The sequence below is a fragment of the Devosia sp. 2618 genome (genome assembly GCF_040546815.1).
GTDB lineage: Bacteria > Pseudomonadota > Alphaproteobacteria > Rhizobiales > Devosiaceae > Devosia.
Genome location: NZ_JBEPOO010000001.1, coordinates 943,425 through 967,500 on the forward strand (window position 1 = coordinate 943,425; position 24,076 = coordinate 967,500).

The 24,076-nt window shown below is 61.5% G+C and carries 16 protein-coding genes; 14 read left to right on the forward strand and 2 right to left on the reverse strand.

Going from position 1 to position 24,076, the window contains the following annotated elements:
* The first annotated feature begins 560 nt into the window (after positions 1–560).
* The 5 genes from ABIE28_RS04715 (at position 561) to ABIE28_RS04735 (ending at position 5,796) form a co-directional block, all read left to right on the forward strand.
* Positions 561–2,093 (forward strand): sodium:solute symporter family transporter, encoded by a 1,533-nt coding sequence (locus ABIE28_RS04715; RefSeq protein ID WP_354060600.1) that lies wholly within the window; start codon positions 561–563, stop codon positions 2,091–2,093.
* Positions 2,094–2,110: 17 nt separating this feature from the next.
* Entirely contained in the window at positions 2,111–2,242 is a 132-nt protein-coding gene (locus ABIE28_RS04720) for a putative transporter small subunit (RefSeq protein ID WP_354060602.1), read from the forward strand.
* Positions 2,243–2,492: 250 nt separating this feature from the next.
* Entirely contained in the window at positions 2,493–3,194 is a 702-nt protein-coding gene (locus ABIE28_RS04725; protein ID WP_354060604.1) for a TerC family protein, read from the forward strand.
* A 110-nt stretch (positions 3,195–3,304) separates the two neighbouring features.
* Positions 3,305–4,474, forward strand: coding sequence for a lipid II:glycine glycyltransferase FemX (locus tag ABIE28_RS04730; protein WP_354060606.1), 1,170 nt, complete (start codon positions 3,305–3,307; stop codon positions 4,472–4,474).
* A complete protein-coding gene (locus ABIE28_RS04735) occupies positions 4,471–5,796 on the forward strand; it encodes a lipopolysaccharide biosynthesis protein (RefSeq protein ID WP_354060608.1) in 1,326 nt (441 codons plus the stop codon). Before ABIE28_RS04730 ends, ABIE28_RS04735 begins: the two co-directional genes overlap by 4 nt.
* 3 nt (positions 5,797–5,799) lie before the next feature.
* On the opposite strand, the gene ABIE28_RS04740 is transcribed toward ABIE28_RS04735, so the two are convergent.
* Positions 5,800–6,414, reverse strand: a complete 615-nt coding sequence (locus ABIE28_RS04740) for a hypothetical protein (RefSeq protein ID WP_354060610.1) — start codon at positions 6,412–6,414, stop codon at positions 5,800–5,802.
* Between the two features lie 196 nt (positions 6,415–6,610).
* On the opposite strand from ABIE28_RS04740, the gene acs reads away from it, so the two are divergent.
* From acs to ABIE28_RS04760, 4 genes are all read left to right on the forward strand, one after another.
* On the forward strand, positions 6,611–8,554 hold the full coding sequence (gene acs, locus ABIE28_RS04745; protein ID WP_354060612.1) for an acetate--CoA ligase: 1,944 nt from the start codon (positions 6,611–6,613) through the stop codon (positions 8,552–8,554).
* 235 nt (positions 8,555–8,789) lie between these two features.
* Positions 8,790–9,884, forward strand: a complete 1,095-nt coding sequence (locus ABIE28_RS04750) for a glycoside hydrolase family 3 N-terminal domain-containing protein (RefSeq protein WP_354060614.1) — start codon at positions 8,790–8,792, stop codon at positions 9,882–9,884.
* Positions 9,885–9,986: 102 nt separating this feature from the next.
* A complete protein-coding gene (locus tag ABIE28_RS04755; RefSeq protein ID WP_354060616.1) occupies positions 9,987–10,784 on the forward strand; it encodes a UDP-2,3-diacylglucosamine diphosphatase in 798 nt (265 codons plus the stop codon).
* A 105-nt stretch (positions 10,785–10,889) separates the two neighbouring features.
* Positions 10,890–12,065, forward strand: coding sequence for an MFS transporter (locus tag ABIE28_RS04760; RefSeq protein WP_354060618.1), 1,176 nt, complete (start codon positions 10,890–10,892; stop codon positions 12,063–12,065).
* 302 nt (positions 12,066–12,367) lie between these two features.
* Here ABIE28_RS04760 and ABIE28_RS04765 read toward each other — a convergent pair whose 3' ends face one another.
* A complete protein-coding gene (locus tag ABIE28_RS04765; protein WP_354060620.1) occupies positions 12,368–17,905 on the reverse strand; it encodes an apolipoprotein A-IV repeat region-like domain-containing protein in 5,538 nt (1,845 codons plus the stop codon).
* A gap of 365 nt (positions 17,906–18,270) precedes the next feature.
* Between ABIE28_RS04765 and ABIE28_RS04770 the strand changes: the two genes are divergently transcribed.
* From ABIE28_RS04770 to cysG, 5 genes are all read left to right on the forward strand, one after another.
* Positions 18,271–18,663: an Hpt domain-containing protein gene (locus ABIE28_RS04770; RefSeq protein WP_354060622.1), complete on the forward strand. Its 393-nt coding sequence runs from the start codon at positions 18,271–18,273 to the stop codon at positions 18,661–18,663.
* 322 nt (positions 18,664–18,985) lie between these two features.
* Positions 18,986–20,587, forward strand: coding sequence for a peptide chain release factor 3 (locus ABIE28_RS04775; RefSeq protein ID WP_354060624.1), 1,602 nt, complete (start codon positions 18,986–18,988; stop codon positions 20,585–20,587).
* Positions 20,584–21,759, forward strand: coding sequence for a class I SAM-dependent methyltransferase (locus tag ABIE28_RS04780; protein ID WP_354060626.1), 1,176 nt, complete (start codon positions 20,584–20,586; stop codon positions 21,757–21,759). Before ABIE28_RS04775 ends, ABIE28_RS04780 begins: the two co-directional genes overlap by 4 nt.
* A gap of 237 nt (positions 21,760–21,996) precedes the next feature.
* Entirely contained in the window at positions 21,997–22,317 is a 321-nt protein-coding gene (locus ABIE28_RS04785; RefSeq protein WP_295887110.1) for a 2Fe-2S iron-sulfur cluster-binding protein, read from the forward strand.
* 360 nt (positions 22,318–22,677) lie between these two features.
* Positions 22,678–24,072, forward strand: a complete 1,395-nt coding sequence (gene cysG, locus ABIE28_RS04790; protein WP_354060628.1) for a siroheme synthase CysG — start codon at positions 22,678–22,680, stop codon at positions 24,070–24,072.
* The last annotated feature ends 4 nt before the right edge of the window (positions 24,073–24,076 follow it).

Here is a 24,076-nt window from a genome sequence, read left to right on the forward strand (position 1 = left end):
ACCCTGCACGCCGCCGCCGAAGAGTGTGGAGAGCGCGGTCTCTTGAGCTGTTTTTGGCCCGGTTTGCGGGGATATCGGATGCAACCTTCGGCTGTGGAAGCCGTGTCGAAACAGGGCGTACCGTAGCGTTCACCTGCACGGCTTAATCTGCCTTCCAGCACGCCAAAAACCAGCACTTAACCCTTGCCGCGACCGAAAATGTGCCGGTTTTTTGGCAGCAGGGTGGCTTTTGTGAGCTTGGGGTTGTATCAACTGCAGGCAACGCGACATTCGACGCTGACTAGCGCCCATTCACGTTCATCCCATTGGTCGGCCTTTGCCGCCCTTTCTGTCGGCTGATGCTGGCACCCAAAAACCAAGCCCCGATGTGCTGCAACTTTTTGTTGCCGGTAATTCTATTGCCGTTCGCGTCGGATTAAACAGCAACGCAACCAAGAGGTGAAATGCAACTTCAGCAATTGGGGACACCCCTGACGCTTCTCCTGCTTCTGCTTTTCTTTGGAAGTACGTTTTTAATATCGCTATCGATCGGCAAGAAAAAAGAAAACGCCGACAATTACATGACTGCCGGCAACAAAGTGGGGTTGGGCGTTTCTGCCGCCTCGATGACTGCCACCTGGATCTGGGCTTCCTCCCTCTACGCCTCGGCCACGTCTGGCTACACCTACGGCGTCTCCGGTCCCATCCACTATGGCTTGTGGGGCGCTCTGATGATCCTGTTCATCTATCCCTTCGGCAAGCGTATCCGTAGCCTTGCTCCCAACGCCCACTCGCTCGCCGAAATCCTTCATGCGCGGCACGGACAATCGAGCCAGCTGATCCTCGCGGGCTCCAATATTCTGGGCAGCTTGTTGAGCCTCACCTCCAATTTTATCGCTGGTGGCGCCCTGATTTCCATGCTGTCGCCGCTGTCATTTACAGCCGGCATTCTCATGGTTGGCGGCGGCGTGCTGCTGTACACACTCTGGTCCGGTCTGCGGGCGTCCATTCTCACCGATTTCATCCAGGTGGTCGCCATGCTTGGCGCCGTGGTGATCGTTGTGCCGGCCGTGTTCTTCGCTGCCGGGGGCACCGAGATATTTGTCGTCGGTGCCGTCAACCTGACCGCACAGCAAAGCTCGTTCTTTTCGTCCGAAGCATTCATGAACCAGGGCGCGCCCTATATCGCTGCCGTGCTGGCCTATGCCATCGGCAACCAGACCATCGCGCAGCGCCTGTTTGCCGTGCGCGAAGACATGATCAAGCGCACCTTCGTCACCGCCACCATCGGTTACGGCGCAACCGTGATCGGTGTTGGTATTCTGGGCGTCATCGCGCTCTACCTCGGCGTCGAGCCACTCGATGGCGACACCAACAACCTCATCCCGCAGCTCGCTTCGAGCTATCTCAATATCGGGTTCCTGTGCGTCTTCTTCATCATGATCATCGGATCGCTGGCGTCGACGGCGGATTCCGATCTGTCGGCACTGTCGTCCATCATGATGGCCGATATCTACGGGCGTAACCTGGCGGACAAGGACGCGGTTAATCCCAAGCGGATGCTGCTGATCGGCCGCATCACAATGATCGTGGCCACCATGATCGCGCTCTACTTCGCCAGCAACAAGTTCAACATTCTGGACCTGCTGGTGCTGGTCGGCGCCATCTGGGGAGCCCTGGTGTTCCCGGTGATCGCGAGCTTTTACTGGAACAAGGTCACCAACACCGCGTTCACCACATCAGTGCTGGTCGCGCTTGCCGTGTTCTTCCCGGTCCGTTTCGGCTGGGTCGAACTGGTTGGCCCACTAGGGTTTGTCTCCGACATCCTTGCGGTGATCGGGGTGGGTGTCGTGGCCGGACTGATGGCATTCGGCTTCTTCGGCGCCAAGGTGGCGCGGATTATTGCAGGCGTCTCCATCATCGCCGTCGCGCCCTTTGGCATCGGCGCGCTGCATGCCTATCCGATCCTGACCGCTTCATTGCTGGCCTATGCCGTCAGCGCGCTGCTGTGCATCGCCCTGTCGTGGCGCAGCAGCATGGAGTTCGATTTCTCATCCATCGCCAAAAAGGCCGGCAATTTCGATGTCGCCGACCTGACCTCCAACCGCCGCTAATCAGAAAGGAATCTGTCATGACTCCCAATCTCCTGACCGCCTACGTTATGGTTTGGCCACTCATCGTTGCCTTCGTGCTGCTTTATCTCGTGCGCGCCTTCCACGCCGACTGGCTGGAGGCCCGGGCCGAGAAGCGCCCGATGATCTGACAGCGCTAGAGTGCGACGAACGTTCACAGCCCCGGCCGAAAGGTCGGGGTTTGTTTTTGCGCCATTCGTGTCGCGTGATGGTGTTAGCCGTCGTCAGCCAGCCTAGTCTGTCACCAACCTGTCAAACAGCTGCCAAACCAGCAGAAATCCTCAGACTTTGGTCGGTTTGGGCGCGATCCCGCTTTCCAGTCTTATGGCTTAGGCGTATAGGCGCAGAACTCTCACGCACTCCACTCCACAAGGTAGCAGCATGTTCGGTTTCGAATTCGATCCGAGTTTCTTCAGTTCGCTGGCACAGGTCATCATGATCGATCTCGTCCTCGCGGGCGACAATGCCGTCGTTATCGGTCTGGCTGCTGCCGGCCTGCCCTCTGATGTGCGCAAGAAAGCGATTCTGATCGGCATCATCGCCGCGACGATCATGCGCATCTGCTTTGCGCTGATCACCACGCAGCTGCTGTCGCTGGGCGGTGGTCTGCTGATCGCCGGTGGCCTGCTGCTGCTTTACGTCTGCTGGAAGATGTATCGCGAACTCAGCCAGCCGCCACATGCCGATCATGATGCGGTTGAAGCGCTCGAGAACGCCGATCTCAACGCCGATGGCACCATCGCCAAGCGTGCCCCCAAAAAGACGCTGCGTCAGGCCGTCATCCAGATCATTATCGCCGACGTTTCGATGTCGCTCGACAACGTGCTGGCCGTGGCCGGTGCTGCCCAGCACCATATCGAAGCGCTGATTTTCGGTCTGGGTCTGTCGGTCGTGATGATGGGCGTTGCCGCGACCTTTATCGCTGGCCTTCTGACCAAGCATCGCTGGATCGCTTGGGTCGGTCTGGTCATCATCCTCTATGTGGCCGCCAAGATGGTCTATGAAGGTGCCGATCAGTTGCTGGGCTATACACTGCCGACCATCCCCTTCGTTTACTCGGGCCACGTGGTTCCCACCCATTAGTCTTTGGTAACCAAAGGCCCAGTTTTGCGGCATTTGCCGTACCGCACTAGGAATTTGCTCACCTCGATCCACTAGCTTCTCGCTCAACAATTGTGAGCGGGAAGCCCGAAATGTCCGTCATTGCCGATCGACTGGTTCACGCCGGCGATGCCAGCCACAAGCTGAGCGGCGCCGGCGTTTCCATTGCCAGGCTTGAGACGCGCTTTTTGAGCGGCGCCGAGTGGGACGCCGCCATCGCCGATTTCGACGAGGTTTGCCAGGAACAGCTCCACGTGTTCGCGGCGACGCGCTGGCCTTCGGTTCAAAAGGAGCCGATGCTGTTTTCGCTCGATGGCGAGGTGGTTGGTGGTGCGCTGATCATGGTGCAGCCGCTGCCATTGCGTGTCGGCCATCTGGCGGTCGCCAAATGGGCGCCGATGCTCAAGGATGCAAGCAGAGCAGATGCCGAGGCGATCCGCGCCGGCATGATCGAAGCGATGATCGCCGAATATGCCGACAAGCGCGGGCAGATGCTGTCGGTTTTGCCGCGCGCCTCGATGGATACCCACAATCGCGATTACGAGCATCTCGAAGCCCGCGGCTTCAAGCGCGGTTCGGAGCTGGGCTTTCCCAACCGCTATATGGTCAATCTGCGGCTCACCGATGAGAACCAGCGCAAGAGCCTGGCCCAGAAGTGGCGCTATCATCTCAACAAGTCCGAGAAGGCCGGCCTCAGCTTCGAGCATGCCGACCCGAAAAGCTTCCCAGATTTCGAGCGTCTCTACGAGGCGATGACCGACCGCAAGCAGTTCACCGACCATTCGGCCTATGACACGGTGTCCGAACTCGTCGCTATCGGTGTTCCTGAGTTGCGGCCCGAACTGTTCTTCGTGCGTCACGAGGGCGAGCTGGTCGCGGGGGCATTGATTTTCAAAGCGGGCGAACGCGCCGTCTATCTCTACGGCGCCACCAACGACAAGGCGCTGCCGCTGCGCGCGGGCTATTTCCTGCATTGGAACGTCATCCGCTGGCTGCGCGATAATACGCGCGCCAACTGGTACGACCTTGGCGGCACCGACGGCTTTCAGGGCCTGCACCAGTTCAAGAAGGGCATGGTCGGCGATGCTGGCGTCATTCGCCCGGTGCCACCCGTCGCCAATTATGCCAGCCGTCCGATTGCCTATCTGCTCGGTACAGCGGCCTTTGCCGCACGCGATGCGCTTTATCAGGTGCGCCGCGTCGTCGATGGGCTGCGCAATCCCAAGACGCGCAGCACGCAGACACGCGAGGATGCCGAATGAGCATCCATCGGCGGCTAGCCTCGCAATCGACGGTTATTTTCGGCGCGCGGCTGGGCGGGGCCGGGCTGGTGTTTCTGGTGCAGGCCATCATCGCCCGCGTCTGGGGCGCTGACGTGCTTGGCGAGTATCTGCTTGTTATCGCCACGGTCAATCTGATCGCGGTGATGATGCCGCTGGGTTTTCAGACCGTCGGCACCTATTTCGCCGCCGAATATCGGGCTCGGGGCGAGCGCAAGCAGTTCATCGCCTTCCTGATGCGGGCCTATGGCCATGTGCTGGGAATATTCCTGCTGGTGCTGCTGCTCGGCCCGACGATTCTTTCGGCGCTGGGGCAGGGCGATAGTGTCCTCGCCGCTCATTTTGTGCCTGTGGCCATGCTCGCGCTGGGAACGGCGCTGGTCTACCTCAACGCCGCGGTGCTGGTGGGTCTCAAGCGCCCGTTCGCCGGCTATTTCGCCGACACCATGTTCCGCCCGATGATGGTGATGGCGGCTTTGCTGTTCAGCCTCACCTTTTCTGTCGCCGCCGAAGGCTTCTCGGCCATGTTGTGGCTCATCGCCTTTGGCTATGTGATCATCGCGGCGGTGCATGTCGGCTTTGTCGTCAAATCCACCGACCGCGTGCCCGATACGTCCGAAGTGCGCGTCCATGAAGCGCGCCGCTGGTGGCGCTTTGCGCTGCCGTGGGTGCTGATTTCGCTCGCCACCGATTTCTTCTTTGACATCGACCTGCTGCTGCTCAGCCATGCGCTCAGCCGCGAAGAGTTGGCGATCTTTGGCGTCTGCACCCGCATTTTCTCGCTGATGTCGTTTGGTGTCGCGGCCGTCTATGCCGTCACCATGCCCGACATGTTCGAGAGCGAGGCCAATGCCGACCGCGCCGCCTTCAAGCGCAAGGTGGGCGATGCCAATTTCGTGGCGAGCCTGATTTCGGTTGCGCTGTTTGTGTTCATCGTCATCGCCGCTCCATTCGCGCTGATGCTGTTCGGCCCCAGCTTTGCCGTCGGCGCTGCGCCGCTGGCAGTCCTGTGCCTGGCGCTGGTGATCCGTTCGGCCATGGGCCCGGCTTCACTGGTGCTGTCGATCCACGACCGCCCCTATGCCAGCCTGCCGTTTGTCGGCCTGGGCATTGGTTCGCTGGTGATCGGCAATTGGCTGCTGGTGCCGTCGCTCGGCCTTATGGGAGCCGCGCTATCTGCGATCATCGCCATCACGGTGTGGTCGGTCGGACTGTGGTGGATTGCCCTGCGCACCGCCAAGATGGACGTCTCCATCCTGCAGTGGTTCCGCAGTCGCCGCGCCGGCATTGTCGCGGCGAGCTAAACTCTAGCGGATAAACGCGAGTTTGAAGGCCCGGCGCAGCCGGTGGCGCAGACCGCCCTTGGTGCCGCGATCATAGCCGGGCTCGACCTTGTTCAGTGGACGCTCATAGAGCAGGTAGTCTTCGCCAAAAATGTGCTTTTGAAGCGTTGCGACATGGTTATAGCCCATGCGCTCCATGATCACCGCCGCAACGTCATTGCCCGTCTTGGTATAGGTGGCGATCTTGTGGAAGCGCCCATTATCCCAGTGATTGATGAAGGCGCGCATGCCCGAAACGCCAAGCGTCGACCGGCGGTTCTCCGGAAACACATAGCTCCAGTACAGCCACAGCGTGCCCAGTTCCGGGCCCGAAATCATGAAGGCGGCCGTCTTGCCGTCGCGCTCGAACACCATGACGTGGTGCGGGTCGGCGTCGATCAGGCCGGCGAGGTACTGCTTGGTCAGGCGCGCCGACTCATAGGCCTTGAACTCGGCGCTATAGTAGGGCGAGGTCTCGATGGCTTCCTGCAAACGCTCATGCACCAGCCCGATATCGGCATAGGTGGCGGGGCGGTAGATCGGGGCGCGGGGCGCGGCGATCTCGGTTTGCTCAATAGGGGCGGCGGCTACATCGCTCATGGTCGATATCCCGATCCTGTCAGGTCCCGACCTTAGCAGACCTCGCGATTGCCCCGAAGCACAGTCGTTTGGGGCAGTTAATGTGGGATGGGACGCGATACACGCGGAGTTACCCATTAAGTTGCAGAGTCAAGACCTTGCCCCCTCGGGAAGCGGTCATTAGAACGTATGCCGGGAGAGACAATGGAGGATGACTATGAGCGAGCAGCTCGTATTCCAGCCAAGTGCGGCTGCGATCGCACGCACCCACACGACCAAGGAACATTATGATGCGCGTTACGCGCAGTCGGTGAGCGATCCCGACGCGTTCTGGGCCGAGCAAGCCAAGCGCCTCGACTGGACCAAATTCCCCACCAAGATCAAGAACACCACGTTCGCTTACCCGGACGTCTCGATCAAATGGTACGAGGATGGCGAGCTCAACGTCTCCTACAATTGCCTTGATCGGCATCTGGCGACGCGCGGCGATCAAACCGCAATCGTCTGGGAAGGCGATACGCCGGGCACCGATGGCAAGGCCACCTATCGCGAACTGCATGATCGCGTTTGCCGCTTCGCTAATGTGCTGAAAGCCAATGGCGTCAAGAAGGGTGATCGCGTCACCATCTACATGCCCATGATCATCGATACCGCTGTGGCGATGCTCGCCTGCACGCGTATCGGCGCCGTTCACTCGGTGATCTTTGGCGGTTTTTCGCCCGACTCGATTGCCGGCCGCGTCACCGACTGCGGTAGCAAGATCATTCTGACCGCCGATGAAGGCCGTCGCGGCGGCAAGACCATCGCGCTCAAGAAGAATGTCGATGAGGCGCTGGCCAAGACCGAAGGCGTCGAAAAGGTCATCGTCGTCAAGGTGACCGGCAATCCGATCAACATGATCGAGGGTCGCGACGTCTGGTACCACGACGCCGTCGCCACGGTGGGCGCCGATTGCCCACCAGAGCCGATGAATGCGGAAGATCCGCTGTTCATCCTTTATACGTCGGGTTCGACCGGCAAGCCCAAGGGCGTGCTGCACACCACGGGCGGCTATCTCGTTTACGGCTCGCTCACCCACCAGCTCAGCTTCGATTATCGCGATGGCGAGGTCTATTGGTGCACTGCCGATGTGGGCTGGATCACCGGTCACACCTATATCGTCTATGGGCCACTGGCCAATGGCGCGACCACGCTGATGTTTGAAGGCGTCCCGACCTATCCAGATGCTTCGCGCTTCTGGCAGGTGGTGGAAAAGCATAAGGTCAACATCTTCCACACTGCCCCAACCGCGATCCGTTCGCTGATGGGCGCGGGTGCCGATTTCGTCGACAAGCACGATATGCCCAGCCTGCGCCTGCTTGGCACGGTTGGCGAGCCGATCAATCCGGAAGCCTGGATGTGGTATCGCAAGCATGTCGGCAAGGATCGCTGCGGCATCGTTGATGCCTGGTGGCAGACCGAAACCGGCGGCCACATGATCGCGCCATTCCCCGGCGCCATCACCACCAAGCCCGGCTCCGCCACCGTGCCCTTCTATGGCGTGCAGCCTCTCGTGCTCTCGCCCGAGGGCCGTATTCAGGACCAGACCAAGGCCGAGGGCGTTTTGGCGATCAAGGACAGCTGGCCCGGCCAGATGCGCTCGATCTATGGCGACCACAAGCGGTTCGTTGAAACCTACTTCACCCAGTACAAGGGCTATTACTTCACCGGCGACGGCTGTCGCCGCGATGAGGATGGCTATTACTGGATTACCGGCCGCGTCGATGACGTGCTGAACGTCTCCGGCCACCGTCTCGGTACCGCCGAAGTCGAAAGCGCGCTGGTCAGCCATCCCAAGGTCAGCGAAGCCGCCGTTGTCGGCTATCCGCACGATCTCAAGGGGCAGGGCATTTATTGCTATGTGACCCTGATGGCCGGCGAAACCGGTGACGACGCCCTCAAGGCCGAGTTGCGCACCTGGGTCCGCAAGGAAATCGGCCCGATCGCGACGCCTGACCTGATCCAGTTCGCGCCCGGCCTGCCCAAGACCCGTTCCGGCAAGATCATGCGCCGCATTCTGCGCAAGGTCGCCGAAAACGACTTCGGTTCGCTGGGCGACACCTCGACGCTGGCTGATCCAGCGGTGGTGAATGACCTGATCGAGAACCGTCAGAACCGCTAGTCTGAAAACAATCGCGGGCGGGGACCCCAAGATCCCCGCCCGCTCTAGGCAACGGTATCGCTGACCGAAAGGTTGAAAAACGGTCCGCAGCCCAAGTTACCATCCCAACTGTGGCACGAAGTGGTGCCAGACTCATCCCCCAAATGGGGGGTACTGCCTAGAATTTGGGCTCGCCATTGTTTTGGCTGCATTTGCCGGTCATCGTCACGCAACGATTCGAGCTTGGGACGGCACTGTGACCCGAAATTTCCTCCGCCTTGCAGCCATCGCCACGGCCGCTCTCGCCCTGCCGCTGACCGTTCAGGCGGCGACGCTCGAGCAGATGGCCGGCCAGATGATCGTCATCGGCTTTCAGGGCGACGATGTAAGCAGCGCGCCCGTCGTCGCGCTCCGTGATGAACTGGCCGCCGGTCGCATTGGCGGGGTCATGTTCCTCAAAACCAACGTCAAAACGCTCGACGCCGTTTCCAAGATGAACGCCGCATTCCGCGCTGCGTCGCCGGAGCTGTTGCCCTTCATCACGCTCGATCAGGAGGGCGGGGCGGTTGAGCGCCTGACAAAGGCGGTTGGCTTCGAAGAAATCCCCAACGCCGCCAGTATTGCCGCCAACAATACCCCCGAGCAGGCCGAAGCCATCTATGCCAAGATGGCTGCCTCGATTGCCGAACTCGGTTTCACCGTCAATTTCGGCCCCGTCGCCGATGTGAACCTCAACCCCAACAACCAGGTCATCGCCCGGTTTGGCCGTGCGTTCAGCGCTGATCCCGAAGTGGTCGCCGCCTATGACGAAGCGTTCGTTCGAGCGCACCACACGGCGGGGCTGCTGACCTCGCTCAAGCATTTCCCCGGCCACGGCTCATCGACCGCCGATAGCCATGAAGGTTTTGTCGATATCACCCAGACCTGGCAGCCCAGCGAACTCGATCCCTACCGCATCCTGATCGCCGACGACCTCGCCGACATGGTGATGGTTGGCCACCTCTATCATGCCGATTATTCCGACGCCGACGCCAAGACCCCGTCGTCGCTATCGCCGCAATGGATCACCGGCGTCCTGCGTGACGACCTCGGTTTTAACGGCGTCGTGATCAGCGACGACCTCGAAATGGGCGCCATTCGCGATCATTTCACGCTCGAAGAAACCGTCACCTCGGCCGTTCGCGCCGGCATGGACGTGCTGCTGTTTTCCAATACGGCCAAGTATCGCGCCGGACTCGGGCAGGAAATCCTCGATATTTTGGTGGCCGAAGCCAAGGTCGATCCGACCTTTGAGGCCCGGATCGAGCAGAGCTACGACCGGATCGTGGCGCTCAAGGCCCGCATTCGCTGAACGCGGCACGTTGCCACCTTTCCCCACCTTCTCGCGGTGAAAGGTTTCCAGCGACAAAATCCGCGGATAAAGTGCGCCCCATGAAGCAGGAGTCGTTGCTTGATGGCGGATGACCGCGAAGTCCGACAGGTCCGGGCTATATTTATTTCGGACGTCCATCTCGGCATGAAGCCGATAAGGGTCGGTCAACTCATCGAGTTCCTGCGCGCTCATGATGCGGAGACCATTTATCTGGTCGGCGACATCGTGGACGGCTGGCGTCTGGCCAAGGCCTGGCACTGGCCCAGCGAGTATAACGTGCTGATCCAGGTGCTGCTCGACAAGGCCAATGCCGGTACGCGCATCATCTATCTGCCCGGCAACCACGACGAGTTCCTGCGCGAATATCTCGGCACCTATTTCGGCGAGATCGAATTTGTGGACCGTACAGTCCACACGTCAGCCACCGGCAAGACCTATCTCGTCATTCACGGCGATCAGTTTGACGTGGTGGTGATGAATGCCAAGTGGCTCGCCCATGTCGGCGACTGGGCCTACAACGCGGCCCTTCGCATCAATATCGCGATCAACTGGGTGCGTCGTCGCCTTGGTCTGCAGTATTGGTCGCTCAGCGCCTGGGCCAAGCAGAAGGTCAAGAACGCCGTTTCGATCATCGGCCGCTTCGAGGAAGCGCTGGTGCATGAGGCCAAGGAATCGGGCGTTGACGGCGTGATCTGCGGCCACATCCATTTCGCCGACATGCATGATCGCCTCGGCATCCACTATATCAACACGGGCGACTGGGTCGAAAGCTGCACCGCCATTGTAGAGAACCAGGACGGCGCGTTCGAGCTGGTCAAGTGGACCGAAATGGTGGTCGGCGAGCCTCGCAAGTTCCGTCTGCGCCGCGCCGCCAGCTGACATTATTTTTTGTGCGGCGCGACAGGGGATAATTCCTCCTTGCGTTGGATAGCCAAGCGTTGCACCAAGAGTTCCGGGCCCTGATTTGCCCGGAGTCACCATTTCATGCCGTCGGCACTTTCGCGCTGGGCCAGTCCCGAGCTGCGCACTTCGCTTTTTCAGTTCACCGTCTATCTGCCATCGGCAGTCAGCGCGGTCTTTCTCGGCATCTGGCTGAGCGAACACGGTATTCCGGCCGACCAGATCGGTCTGGTCAATTCCATCCCTATTCTCGTGCTGCTCGCGCTCAATATGCTGGTCGGGCGCATCGCCGATCGCGCCCGCGACTGGCGCTACGTGATCATGATCATCTCCCTGTTCGGGGCGGCGGTCACCTTCGCGCTGCTGTTCGTTACCGAGTTCTGGGGCATCATGCTGGTGTGGACGCTGTGCACCTTCGGCAATGGGGCGCTGCCGCCGCTGGTCGACGCGGCGACGGTTCGCATGACCCGGCGCACCGGTGGGGATTTCGGTTCGATCCGCGTCTGGGCGACGGTCGGCTATGTGGTGGGGGCAGGTGGGCTGGGTCTGTTGCTGACCACCTACGGTTCGCAGGCTTTCGTGCCGCTGATCGTCGCCATGTCGCTGCTTCGCGCCATCACGTCACTTTTGCTGCCGCGCTTTCGGGCGCCCGAACAAAAACTGACGCTGGCCAAGGCCGTTCCGACGCGGCTCAAGGATTCCCTGAAACTCTGGTTCGTGCTGCCGCTGATCGCCTTCGCGCTGATCAATTCCGGCAATGCCGTGGTCGGCGGATTCGCGGCGCTGCTCTGGGAGCAGAATGGCATTCCGTCTTACTATATCGGCCCGCTGCTGGCGCTGGCCGCCACGGCCGAAGCAGTCATCATGTTTGGTTGGCGCCGTTTTGGCGGGCGCATTTCGGCACGCAACATGATCCTGGCCGCCTGTATCGCCTCGCTGATCCGCTTCACCATCATGGCCTTCGATCCGCCGGTAGAAGTGCTGGTGTTCACCCAGCTGATGCATGCGGTGAGTTTTGGCGTCGGCTATTTCGGTGTCGTGCACTTCGTCGCAAACTGGACTGATGAGTCCAATGCTGCCGAGGCGCAGGGCTTCGCCAATATGCTGGTGCAGGGGGCATCCTTCGTGCTGCTGACGTTGTTCGGCTGGCTTGTCATGCACTACGGCTCGGCTTCGTTCTTCGTGACATCGATCCTGTCAGTGGTCGCCATCGGCTGCGTACTGCTGTCGCTCAAACTGCAGCCACCCAAAGACGAGTAAGCGCACGCCCTCGTGGTTCGACAGGCTCACCATGAGGGCTACTCAAAATCGCGGTAGACCCGTCCACATTCCAGTAGACCTCATCCTGAGCCTGTCGAAGGACGAGGTCGTGTCACCGAACCCTCCGCACGCTCCAAACGAAGGTCCGCGCTTTCGCGGGAATGACCCGGTGGATCAATCCACGCGGAAATCCTGCGCCACACAGTGTCATTCCCACGAAACCTCCGTTTCCTCCACACCCCCGCAAAAACAAAAGCGGCCCCGGATCGCTCCGGGGCCGCTTTTAATTCATCCGCCAAACCTTAGTTCAGTCGGCCGCTGGCATGGGCCAGGGTGGTGTAGACTTTGCCGCGGTCGCTCAGCAGGTATTCCCGGGTTTCGGCGGCTGGGTTGGACCCGGCGGCGGCGCGCTTTAGCAGCTGCTCGAACTCGGCCATGTAGGCCTGAGCGGTGCGGGCGAATTCTGGCTCGCGCTGCAGCTTCTTGCGGACGTCGTCATAGGTGCCCTGACCGGCCAGCGTATAGATGCGGCGCGAGAACACGTTGGATTCGCCGGACTGATAACGCGACCATGCATCGGCAAGGGCGTTGTCGTCGATGGCATGGGCGATCTCGTCGGTCAGGCCGGAAAGACCTGACTGCTGAGGTTGGCTGCCCTGCTGCTTTGCCGTGGCATTGCGCAGCACGTCACGCAGCCAACCACCATTCTCGGCCGGTGCGGCTTCTGGCTCAGCTTCAGCCACTGGCTCGGGCTGACGCACAGGCTGTGGCTGGCGGACGGGTTCTGGCTGACGCACTGGCTCGGCCTGACGCACGGGTTCGGCCCGGCGTGGTGGCTCGGCAGCGCGGATCGGATCAACCAGGGTAGCGGTCTGCTGGGCTGGCTCACGATAGGTCTCGCGGGCCGGTTCTGGCTGACGGGCTGGCTGGTAGGCCGGGGCGTCATTGCGTGGCTCGGCACGGTAGTCGGACCGTGGGGCAGGGCGCTGCGGACGACGATCGTTGAGATCGTTGGTTGCCGGCTGGCTGCGCACGATGGCGTTGAGTTCGGAGAGCGCTTCGATCTGCTCGGCCACGACGCGGCGCATTGCGGCGGCGCTGGCGCGGGTTTCTTCGGGCAGGTCGTTGACGCCACGGGCCAGTTCGGCACGCGTTGCTTCCAGCTCGCCGCCAACTTCCTTGGCGGTGTCGCGCATGGCGCGGGCGGTGTCGTTAAAGCGCAGCGAGGCTTCTTCGATGGCGCGCTGCATTTCGGCGACCATCTGCTGCTGGGCCTGCTGCAGGGCAGCATTGGCACGGCGGCCTTCGGCATCGGCAGCGCCACGGAACTCGCCCAGACGCTCGGTGACTTCGCCCGATGTCTCGTCCAGTGCCTGGCGGAAGGTGCCGGTGCTCTGGTCGATGGCGTTGCGCAGCTGACCGGTGTTGGAAGCGATGGCGTTGCGCACCGAAACAGTGCTGTCGCTGATCGTGTCGGCCAGCGTGCTGGTCGTGGTGGTCAGCACGTCGGTCACATTGCTTGCCGTTGCGGACAGGACATCGCTGACCTTGTGCGCATTGTCTTCAAGCGTGTTGTTGACCTGAGTGGTCTGGTCGTTGAGGGCCATGCGAACCGACGAAGCGGTCTGGCTGAGAGCCGCGGCGGCGGCTTCGGCAGCGCGCTGCACGGCGTTATCGACCTGGGCCACATTGCCATTGATCGCCGAAGTGAAGCGGTCATTGGTGGCGTAGAGCGCGTTGTTGACGCTGTTGGTCGAGGACTCGATGGCCTGCGTGATGGTGTCGGTGGTCTGGCCGAGTGTTTCGACCACGGTGCCGGTCGTTGCCGCCAATGCATCGTCCATGGCGCGGCGGGCGCCGATCAGGCGGCGTTCCGTGTCGTTGACGGTGTCGGCGATCGACTGGGCGAACATGCGCATCCGGCCGTCGATATCGTCGGCGCGGAGCGTGAAGCTCTGGGCCAGCGCATCCATGGCGCCGCGACGGTCTTCGAGGGTCTGCAGGGCATCGTCGCTGGTGATCGTCAGGGCCGTCGAGGCCTGCTGCATGGTCACGGCTTCTGCATCGAGGCGGCCAAGCACGGTCGAGAATTCGTCCACCATGCTGCGGATGGTCGACTGCAGCGCGGTAACGTGCTGGCTGACCATGGTGCCAGCCTGTTCGGTCTGGCCGATCGCGTCGCGTACGGTATTTGAGTAGTTCGAGGTCTGCTGGGCAACACTGGTTTCGAGGTTGGCCAGATTTGCGGTCGAGGCATCGAGCACGCGCTGCAGCAGCAGGTTGCTGTCGTTGAGCTTGCCGAGCGCCGCGGTGACATCGGTGAGAATGCGCGAGGTCGAGACCGCCATGATGGTCTCGGCTTCCTTGGCATTTTCGCCCAGTGCGTCGCGCAGCAGATTGCCGTGGCTGGCGAGCGCGCCTTGCAGTTCACCAGACTTTTCGGTAACCAGCGCCGCAAAGGCATTGGTGTGTTGTTCGACGCTCTGGTTGATCGTGGTCAGGCGCGTTTCGATAGTGTCGACGGCGCCCACGGCCTTGACCGTCAGCAGCTCGTCGATATCGGTCGCAGCAAGCCGGATCTGTTCAAGCGCCGTGCGAACGGCGTTGTCCATGCGGTTGGCGGTCGACACGATGTCGGTCGAGATATTCTGCGTGGCCGCGGTGATGCGGGTCGCGATGGTTTCTTCGATACGGTCCGCACCGGCTTCGAGGTCGGCCATGGACTGGGTGATCGAGGTGTTGATCGACGAGTTGAGCGCTGCCAGGCGGTCGGCCGTGATATCGGCGCGCGCGGTGATGGCTTCGGGCAGGGTACCAAGCCGGCTGTCGACCATTTCGGTAATGGCCTGGCGGGCCGAGTTGACGCCAGTCTCGATGAGGTCGGCAGCGCGGCGGGCGCTTTCGCCAACCGTGGCGCTGGCGGCGTCGATGCGGGCGGTGACGCCGTTCTCGGCATCGGAGATGCGGGCAATGGCGCTATCGAGCCCCTGACCCAGATTGCTGTTGAGCTCAGCCACCTTCTCGGTGATGAGCGTCGACATGGTCGATACGCGCTCGCCCATGGCGTCGGTGGCAACGCGCAGTGAACCGTCGATCTTGGCACGGGCTTCATCGCCCTGCTGGGCGATGGTGTCGGCCAGTTCGCTGGTGCGCAGGCCGATGGTTTCGCCAATCGAGGCGGTCTGGGTAGCAAGCGTGTCCGACAAGGCCTGCGTGCGCATGCCGAGCGCTTCAGAAAGCTGTTGGGTGCGTGTGCCGACGGCCTGAGCCAGCTGCTGGGTGCCGCCATCAAGGGCCGAACGCAGCTCAATCGAACGGGCGTCAAGTTCGCTGGTCAGCGTATCAGTCTGCGCGCCGATTTCTGCGGCCAGGGCGGTCGTGCGCGCATCGAACTGGCTACTGAAGGACGAGGTACGCGCATCCAGCTGGTCGTTGAACGCGGTCGTCCGGCTGTCTAGCTCACCGGTAAACGAGGAAGTGCGCTGATCGAGTTCATCGGCTAGGGTCGCCGTGCGAGCATCAAACTGAGCGGTCAGTCGATTGGTGCGTGCGTCGAGTTCGCCTGTGAGCGTCGACGTGCGCGTGTCGAGTTGATCGACCAGCGACGATGTGCGTTCGTCGAGTTGGCTGGCGATATTGCCCGTACGTGTCTCGAGTTCGAGCGATAGGGTGGTGGTCTTTTCGGCCAATGTATCGGCGAGGCGCTGGGTACAGCCGGCGATGGCTTGATCGAATGCACTGGTGCTGCCGGCAAGGGTTTCGCCCAGTTCCTGGCTGCGCAGGCGGATGGCCTCGCCCATGTCGCGGCTGCGCGAACCAAGGGTTTCGTCCAACTCGAGGACACGGGTTTCGATCGTGCTGGCCAGCTCGCTGGTGCGGCTTGCCAGGATGTCGTCGATGGCTTTGGTACGGCCATCGAGGGCTTCAGAGATGATACCGGCGTGGCCTTCCAGAGAATCCGCCATTTCGCGGCTGCGATTGGTGAGGCTTTCGGTGACGGCCTTGGTCCGCGCACCGAGCACTTCGCTCATCTCGCGGGTGCGTTCGGCAACAACGTCGTTGAAGCGGCCGGATTCTTCGTTGAGTGCCATTTCGAGCACATTGGCGCGCGCGGCAAAGCTGCTGCCCTGTGCTTCAAGGCGGGCGATCAGGGTGTCACCTTTGTCGCCAATGACGCTATCGAGCGAGTTGAGGCGCGTGTCTAGGGCGCTCGCAATTTCATTGAGGCGCGCGTCGAACTGGCTGAGGGTGTCGATGCCGGCCGAAGATACGGTAATTCGAGCGCGTTCGGAGGTTTCGTCCAGCGCGCCGTTGATTTCGATAACGGCCGACTGCAGGCGGCTATCCATGGCGTTGAGCTGGATGGACACTGACTCGTCGAGCTGGCGAGTGAGGGCGCTGAGCAGCACTTCGGCTTCACGCGAGCGGGCCGAGATATCGTCGGCAATGCGCTGGCCGATCATGTCGAGACCACCGGTCACTTCATGGCCGCGATTGCGCAGCTGATCGAGCAGCGAAGCGCCGCCATCGGTCAGTAGAGTTGAGAGCGATGCGGTGTGTTCGTCAATCGATGCCGACAGGCGGCCCGTGGTTTCGTCCAGCGTGGCAGCCAGCTTGTCGGACGTGCCTTCCAAGAGGCCCGAAAGCTTGGCGGTGCGATCTTCGAAGGTGCCGGCAAGTGAGCCGGTGCGCTCTTCGATCAGGCGGGTGCGCTCGTCCATCGCGGCGGCAATGGAGGTTGCGTGGTGATCCAGAGCGTCGGTCAGCGCCGAAATGCGGCTTTCAACGCCGGAGTTCAGGTTGCCGGCGCGGGCATCGAGGGCATCGGTCAGCGTTGAGGTCTTGTCGTCGAAGGTCAGCTGCAGGCGGCCGGCGCTGTCATCGAGGGCGGAGATGAAGTCGGTGGTGCGGTTGTCGACGAGGGAGACAAAGCCCTCGGTGCGTTCGCCAAAGGCGTTGGTCAGCGTATTGCCAGCCGTTTCAAGCGCGCGGGTCAGGTTGCCGCCGCTTTCCACGATGGTCCCGGAAATGCGCTGGCTGATCATGTCGAGGTCAAACACCAGACCGGTATGGCTTTCGGTGATGGCTTCGCGGACGCGCTCGGTATTGGTCAGCACGCTTTCGCGCTGGCTGGCCAGTTCGGCGATCAGCGCACGCATGCGCGATTCATTGTCCGAATAGGTGCGTTCGAGCGCGGTGACCTCGTTGTGGATCATCACTTCGAGCTCGCCGGCGCGGGAGAGGGCGCGTTCGAGGCCATCGCCCAGAGCGTTGACTTCGCGACGCACGGCCTGGCCAACCGAAGCGACCTTGTCGGCAGCGGTGACTTCAGGCTCGGCTAGGCGAACGGCGGCCTGGGTGATCGAGGACGCGGCGTTGCGCAGGTCCTGCGCGCGACGGAACAGCGTTGCCACGGCAAAGAAGCCGAAGACGGGCAGGAACATGATCGCGATCAGCGCGATGAAATCGATGGTGCCGGCAAACTGGCCGAAATTGCCCAGCTGCGGGCCATAGCGCAGCCACGCGACGGCGCCCGATACGGCCAGCCAGACAACCGACAGCACAATGGCGATCCAGGTTGGGGCGGACGACGAGCGGTTCTGCAGGCTGTACAGAATCTTGGAGGTCGGGAAGCGGTCGTCGTTGGCGACGGGGCCGGCCTGCTGGGCAATCTTGTCGGCTGCGCGCAGCCGTTCCGAGCGCGCGGCGTCCGATGGCTTCTTTTCCGGCGCTTGCGCCGGTGGGGAATCGAGGTTGAACACCGAGTCCTTGAGAGCGTCCTCGACGGCCGAGAAGGCCAGTGCGGCCGGATCGTTTTGTGGGGTCGGGTTCTTCGCCATACTCTTTACAACTCTCGCGTCGGCTTCACAGCAACAAGGCGGATAGAGGAGTTGTCATGACTCCCCACCCGTTTCCGGGTCGGTGGTCAAATGGAAACAATTCGATGCAATTGCCCCGCATCGTTTCCCCAACCGTCGCCGCCGCGCGCTGGTTCAAAGCCCATTAATACATTCAATTTGATGCAAACCGAGCGCAAACTTACCCAAAGGTTAATTTTTTGGGGAAGAAGCTGCGCCATCCAAATCGACCAACAAAGGCATAGGTGTGGCTTAATCAGCTGTTCACCCCCGCTCGCTAGGCTTAGCATCGTGGTATTGTCCGATTGTACGGACGCGTCGCCACGTGTGTGACGGAGTTAGCCAGTATGGCGCAGAACAGTGCAAAGGTCGAAAATCTCGACGAAATCAGCAAGGTGCGACCCTCGCGGCCCATCGATCTGGTGCACCTGGCCAAGCAGTGTCTCGGCGACGAGCATCTGGAATATGAGATCCTGCGGCTTTTCGACACCACGATGAAAATCTACATGGAACGCCTGCAAGCAAGCGAAGCGCAGGCCGATATCGTGATGAACCTGCACGCCATCAAAGGCGCCGCCAGCGGTGTCGGTGCCTGGACCATCGCCGATCAGGCCAAGGCTTGCGAAGACGAACTCCACGCCGACCGCCCCCTCACCCCGGAACGCATCGCCGATCTGGGCATGGCCGTGGAGGAAGTGGGCACGTTCATCACCCGTATGCTGAGCAACGAACCGGCGTAATGTTTCTGGTGTGAGTCTGGTGCCACGCCCTCGTGGTTCGAGGCTCGCAAGGGCTCGCACCTCACCATGAGGGCTGTTGTGAGCACTGCAGCACCAGCAGCCTCAGGAGCGGCCATGAGCACTACGCGCGAGCGCTGGCCAACACCACGCCAATAGTAGCCCTCATGGTGAGGTGGAAGCGTAGCGACCCTCGAACCACGAGGGCGTGCCACTGCAGTTCACCAACCATCTCCACCCTCTATTTGACCCTATCCCCGTCAGCCCTTATATAGCGCGCAACCTTGCCGCGCCTGTGTCGCGGCCCAACAGTCCAGCGATACCGATGACCCTATCCACCGCTGCCGAGGTTTCGCCCCGGCCTTCCGCCGAGCCGTTCCGCACCCGTCGTACGTTTGCGATCATTTCGCACCCTGACGCCGGCAAGACCACGCTGACCGAGCGCCTGCTTGCTGCTGCTGGAGCGATCCAGTCGGCTGGCGCGGTGCGCGGCAAGTCCGGTGTGCGGTCGACCCGGTCTGACTGGATGGAAATGGAGCAGCAGCGCGGCATTTCCATTACCTCGTCGGTGATGACCTTCGACTATGACGGGCTGACGCTGAACCTGCTCGACACGCCGGGCCACTCGGACTTTTCGGAAGACACCTATCGCACGCTGACGGCCGTTGACGCGGCCATCATGGTGATCGACGCCGCCAAGGGCATCGAGGCGCAGACGCTCAAGCTCTTCGAAGTCTGCCGCCTGCGTGACATCCCCATCATCACCTTCATCAATAAGGTGGATCGCGAGGGCCTGTCGCCGCTCGATCTGATCGACGAAATTCAGGGCAAGCTGGCGCTCGATCTGACGCCGGTGCTGTGGCCCATCGGGCAGGGCGTCGATTTCCACGGTTATCTCGACCTGCTCGAAAAGCGCGTGCTGAGCCCGCAGGGCAAGCCGATTGCCGAATACAACGCCATCGAAGACCTGCTCGACAATGAAAAGCTGGTCGATGATCCGGTCTTTATGGTGGCGCTCGAAACGCTCGAAATGGCCCATGCCATGTTGCCGCCGTTCGATCTCGAAACCTTCCATGCCGGTCACCTCAGCCCCGTGCTGTTTGGGTCGGCGCTCAAGGGCATCGGCGTGGCCGAGCTGCTGCGCACACTGGGCGAGTGGGGCCCCGAGCCGCGCCCGCAGCCAGCCATCCCCGAACCCATCGAGCCAAGCGACAAAAAGGTCACCGGCTTTGTGTTCAAGGTGCAGGCGAATATGGACGCCAACCACCGCGATCGTATCGCCTTCGTGCGCCTGTGCTCGGGCACCTTCACCCGCGGCATGCGCCTCAAGAACGTGCGCTCCGGCAAAGACATGGCTGTGTCCAACCCGATGTTTTTCTTCGGCAACGACCGTGAGCTGGCCGAACAGGCCGTGGCTGGCGATATCGTCGGCATCCCCAACCACGGCACGCTCTCGGTTGGCGATACGCTGACCGAAGGCGCCACCATCAATGTGACCGGCATCCCGAACTTCGCGCCGGAAATCATCCGCCGCGTGCGCCTCACCGATCACATGAAGACCAAGCAGATGGCCAAGGCGCTGTCCGATCTCTCGGAAGAGGGCGTCACGCAGGTGTTCCGCCGCGTCGTTGGCGCGGACTGGATCGTGGGCGTGGTCGGTCAGCTGCAGCTCGAAGTTTTGAGTTCGCGCGTCGCCAAGGAATATGGCGTGCCGATCACCTTCGAGAGCCTCAATTATGAAGTGGCCCGCTGGATCGAGAGCGATGATCCAAAGGAAATTGACCGCTTCATCACCGCCCAGAAGATGAACATTGCCGAAGACCGTACCGGCTCGCCCGTGTTCCTGGCGCAAAATGCCTGGTGGGCAGATCGCGCCAAGCAGGATTTCCCCAACATCCGATTCCTCACCACGAAGGAACGGCATTGAGCACCGAGCGCATTGAGGAATTCCTCTCCGCCGTGAAGTCGGCCTTCGCGGCCAATACGCTCGTCAAGCTCAAGCTTGCCGGCTATCACGGCTCCGAGCCCGATCTCAAATCGATCGACGTCAAGAAGATCGTCGCCAAAGGGACGGAGAAGTTCAGCTTCACCTTCCACTACAAGACGCGCGACATCATCAAGAACCAGATCCAGCCCGAGGCCGTGGGCAATCTGCGCATCGCGCTCAAGGATGAGTTCCGCAGCGCGCAGCTGTCGACTACAGAGTTCGACATGAGCTTTGAGCGCAATGGCGACAAGGTGCGCATCAAGCGCACCGAAGTCGAGGGGAGGGACGCCCCCTCCACCGACCACAACCGCGCCAAGAACCGCCCGCTGAGCGAGACCAACAAGCCGTATCTGCATGCCCTCGACATTACCGGCAAGGACGGCGTCGTGCGCAATGATGCGCAGGATAAGTTCAGGCAAATCAACAAGATGGTCGAAATCTTCGCGCCATTGATTCAAGCCATCAAGGCCGACAAGCCGCGCATCCTCGATATGGGCGCCGGCAAGGGCTATCTCGATTTCGCGCTTTACGACTATCTGGCCAATGTCGCCAATCGTCCGGCCGATATCATCGGCGTCGAAATGCGCGACGGTCTGGTCAAGGACGGCAATGCTACCGCAGCGCAGTCCGGTTTTTCGGGCCTCACCTTCGAGCCTGGCACAATTCTCGACTATGACGCCAGCGGCGCCGATGCCGTCATCGCCCTGCATGCCTGCGACACCGCCACAGACGACGCCATCTACAAGGGCATTTCAGCCGGTGCGTCGCTGATCGCCGTCGCGCCGTGCTGCCACAAGCAGATCCGCCGCCAGATGGAAGCCGGCAATCCCAACGCAACGCTGGAAAACCTCTTGCGCCACGGCATCTTCCTTGAGCGCCAGGCCGAAATGGTCACCGATGCCCTGCGCGCGCTGATCCTCGAACTGCATGGCTACAAGACCAAGGTGTTCGAGTTCGTCTCCGATGCCCACACGCCCAAGAACAATCTGATCGTCGCGGAAAAAGACGGCCGGGTCGGTCGCGACCGCGACGCGGTGCTCAAGCAGATCGCTGACACCAAAGAAATGTTCGGCGTCGAGCAGCATTATCTGGAGCGGTTGCTGGGGTTGTAGCCGGTTGACGCCCTCTATTCCTCTCCCCATCGGGGAGAGGGTGGATCGGCCAAAGGCCGAGACGGGTGAGGGGTTTCCTGCCGCACTCACATCCCCCTCATCCGGCGCTGCGCGCCACCTTCTCCCCGATTGGGAGAAGAATAGACGCTTGCTACCATCGCTAGTGGTAAAGCGTCGCCTTTCAAACGGCCGCCCCATCCCCTATATCGGTCTCACACAGCAAGCTCTCCGAGACCCATGACCAAGATCACCTTCGTCCAGCAGGACGGCGAACGTATTGAGACCGAGGCCCAGAACGGGGCAACCGTGATGGAAACCGCCATCATGAACGGCATTCCCGGCATTATTGCCGAGTGCGGCGGCGCCTGTACCTGCGCCACCTGCCACGTCTATGTCGATGACGCCTGGACCGAAACGGTCGGCGGCCCGTCCAACATGGAAGAAGACATGCTCGATTTCGCCTTCGACGTGAAAGCGCAAAGCCGGTTGAGCTGCCAGATCAAGGTCAAGGACGCGCTGGACGGGTTGGTCGTGCACGTGCCGAGCCGGCAGGGCTAGGGAACGCTGAGGGATCGGAGTACCCGCTCCTAACCTCCCCCTGATAGGGGAAGGGACCCTATCGTGTTTGAGGCATTATCTCGGCCGGCCACTTGCCAGATTCCTCCCCCTATCAGGGGGAGGTTAGGTGGGGGTATCCGCTAAAAGACATCTGCCGGCCGCCCCAAGCGCCCCACATCCTGAGCAAAATTTGCTCCCGCCCATTCCCGCAAAGATTCATTTAGCGGCTTTGGGGTATTCCCATGCGGAACGTTCCAAGCGCAGCCCCCACAGGGAAATATAAAAGCGATTGAATTTCAACGCCTTGTCGGGGTGGGCTAAGTTGGCCTATTTTCCGGCTAACTCCAACTTAGGGTTCAAATGGGTTACCTCAACACATTTCCGTTGAGCTACAAAGTACAGGGTCTACGCATCGTCATCGTTGGCGGTAGTGAAGAAGCCCTCAACAAGACCCGGTTGGCCACTAAGACGACTGCGCAAGTCGTGATTATCTCCCGCCATATCGAAGCCGATTTCAGCACCTTTGCTGTCGAGATAGTCGAGCGCGGGTTCGTCCCCTCGGATCTCGATAGTACTGCGCTGGTGTTCGTCGCGGAAGAGAGCGCCGATGCCGATCTGGCCAAGGCGGAGGCCCGCGCCCGCAACATCCCGCTCAACGTGGTCGACGTCCCCGCCGAGTGCGATTTTTACACCCCGTCCATCGTCGACCGCGCGCCACTGACCGTCGCCATCTCCACCGAAGGCGATGCGCCGGTGCTAGCCCGGCTCGTGCGCGCCCGCATCGAGGCGATGCTGTCGCCCCGGATCGGCAAAATCGCCAGTCTTGCCGGTGGGTTGCGCCACAAGGTTGAAAGCCTGATTCACGATGGCGCTGCGCGCCGCCGCTATTACGAAGCGCTAGTCACCTCGCCCGCCGTCGAAGCTGCCGAAGCTTTGGGGCAGGGCGCAGAGGCCGCCGAAGCGCTTCTGGCGCAACATGCCAGCACCACGCAGGCCAGTGGCGTTGTCTGGCTGATCGGCGCCGGTCCAGGCTCTGAGGACCTACTCACACTCCGCGCCCAGCGCCTGCTGCAGGAAGCCGATGTCATCGTGCATGACCAATTGGTGCCTGATGCCGTGGTGCAGATGGGTCGGCGAGACGCCGAACAGATTTCGGTCGGCAAGGCCAAGGGCCATCACAGTTTTTCCCAAGCCCAGATCAATACGCTGATCGTCCGTCTCGCCAATGAAGGCAAGAAGGTCGCGCGCCTCAAGTCCGGCGATCCGATGGTGTTCGGCCGCGCCGGTGAAGAAATCGCCGCTTTGCGTAAGGCCGGCGTCCCCTACCAGATCGTGCCCGGCGTCAGCGCCGCTCTGGCCGCCGCCGCTGACACAGCAACGCCGGTCACCCTGCGCAAAGTGTCGAGCGGCTTCATCATGGCGACGGCCCACGGCGCCGACGATAGCGACCTGACCCACTGGGCGGCGCTCGCGCAATCGGGCCTGACGCTCGCGCTTTATATGGGCAAGTCCATCGCATCCGACGTCGCGGCGCGGCTGATCGCGCATGGTGCGGCGCCTAGTCTGCCGGTTGGCATCGTGGTCAATGCGGGCCGGGCCGACAAATCCACCTATTCCGGCACGCTGGCAGCATTGGCCGCCAACACCATCGCCTTCAGCGATGGCCCGGCAATCATTTTCGTAGGCGAAGCCGTTGAGGCCGGAGACTGGGCGAATGCCGCCCAGCTCGCCGGTATGAGCTTCAAGGTAGCATAAGCAG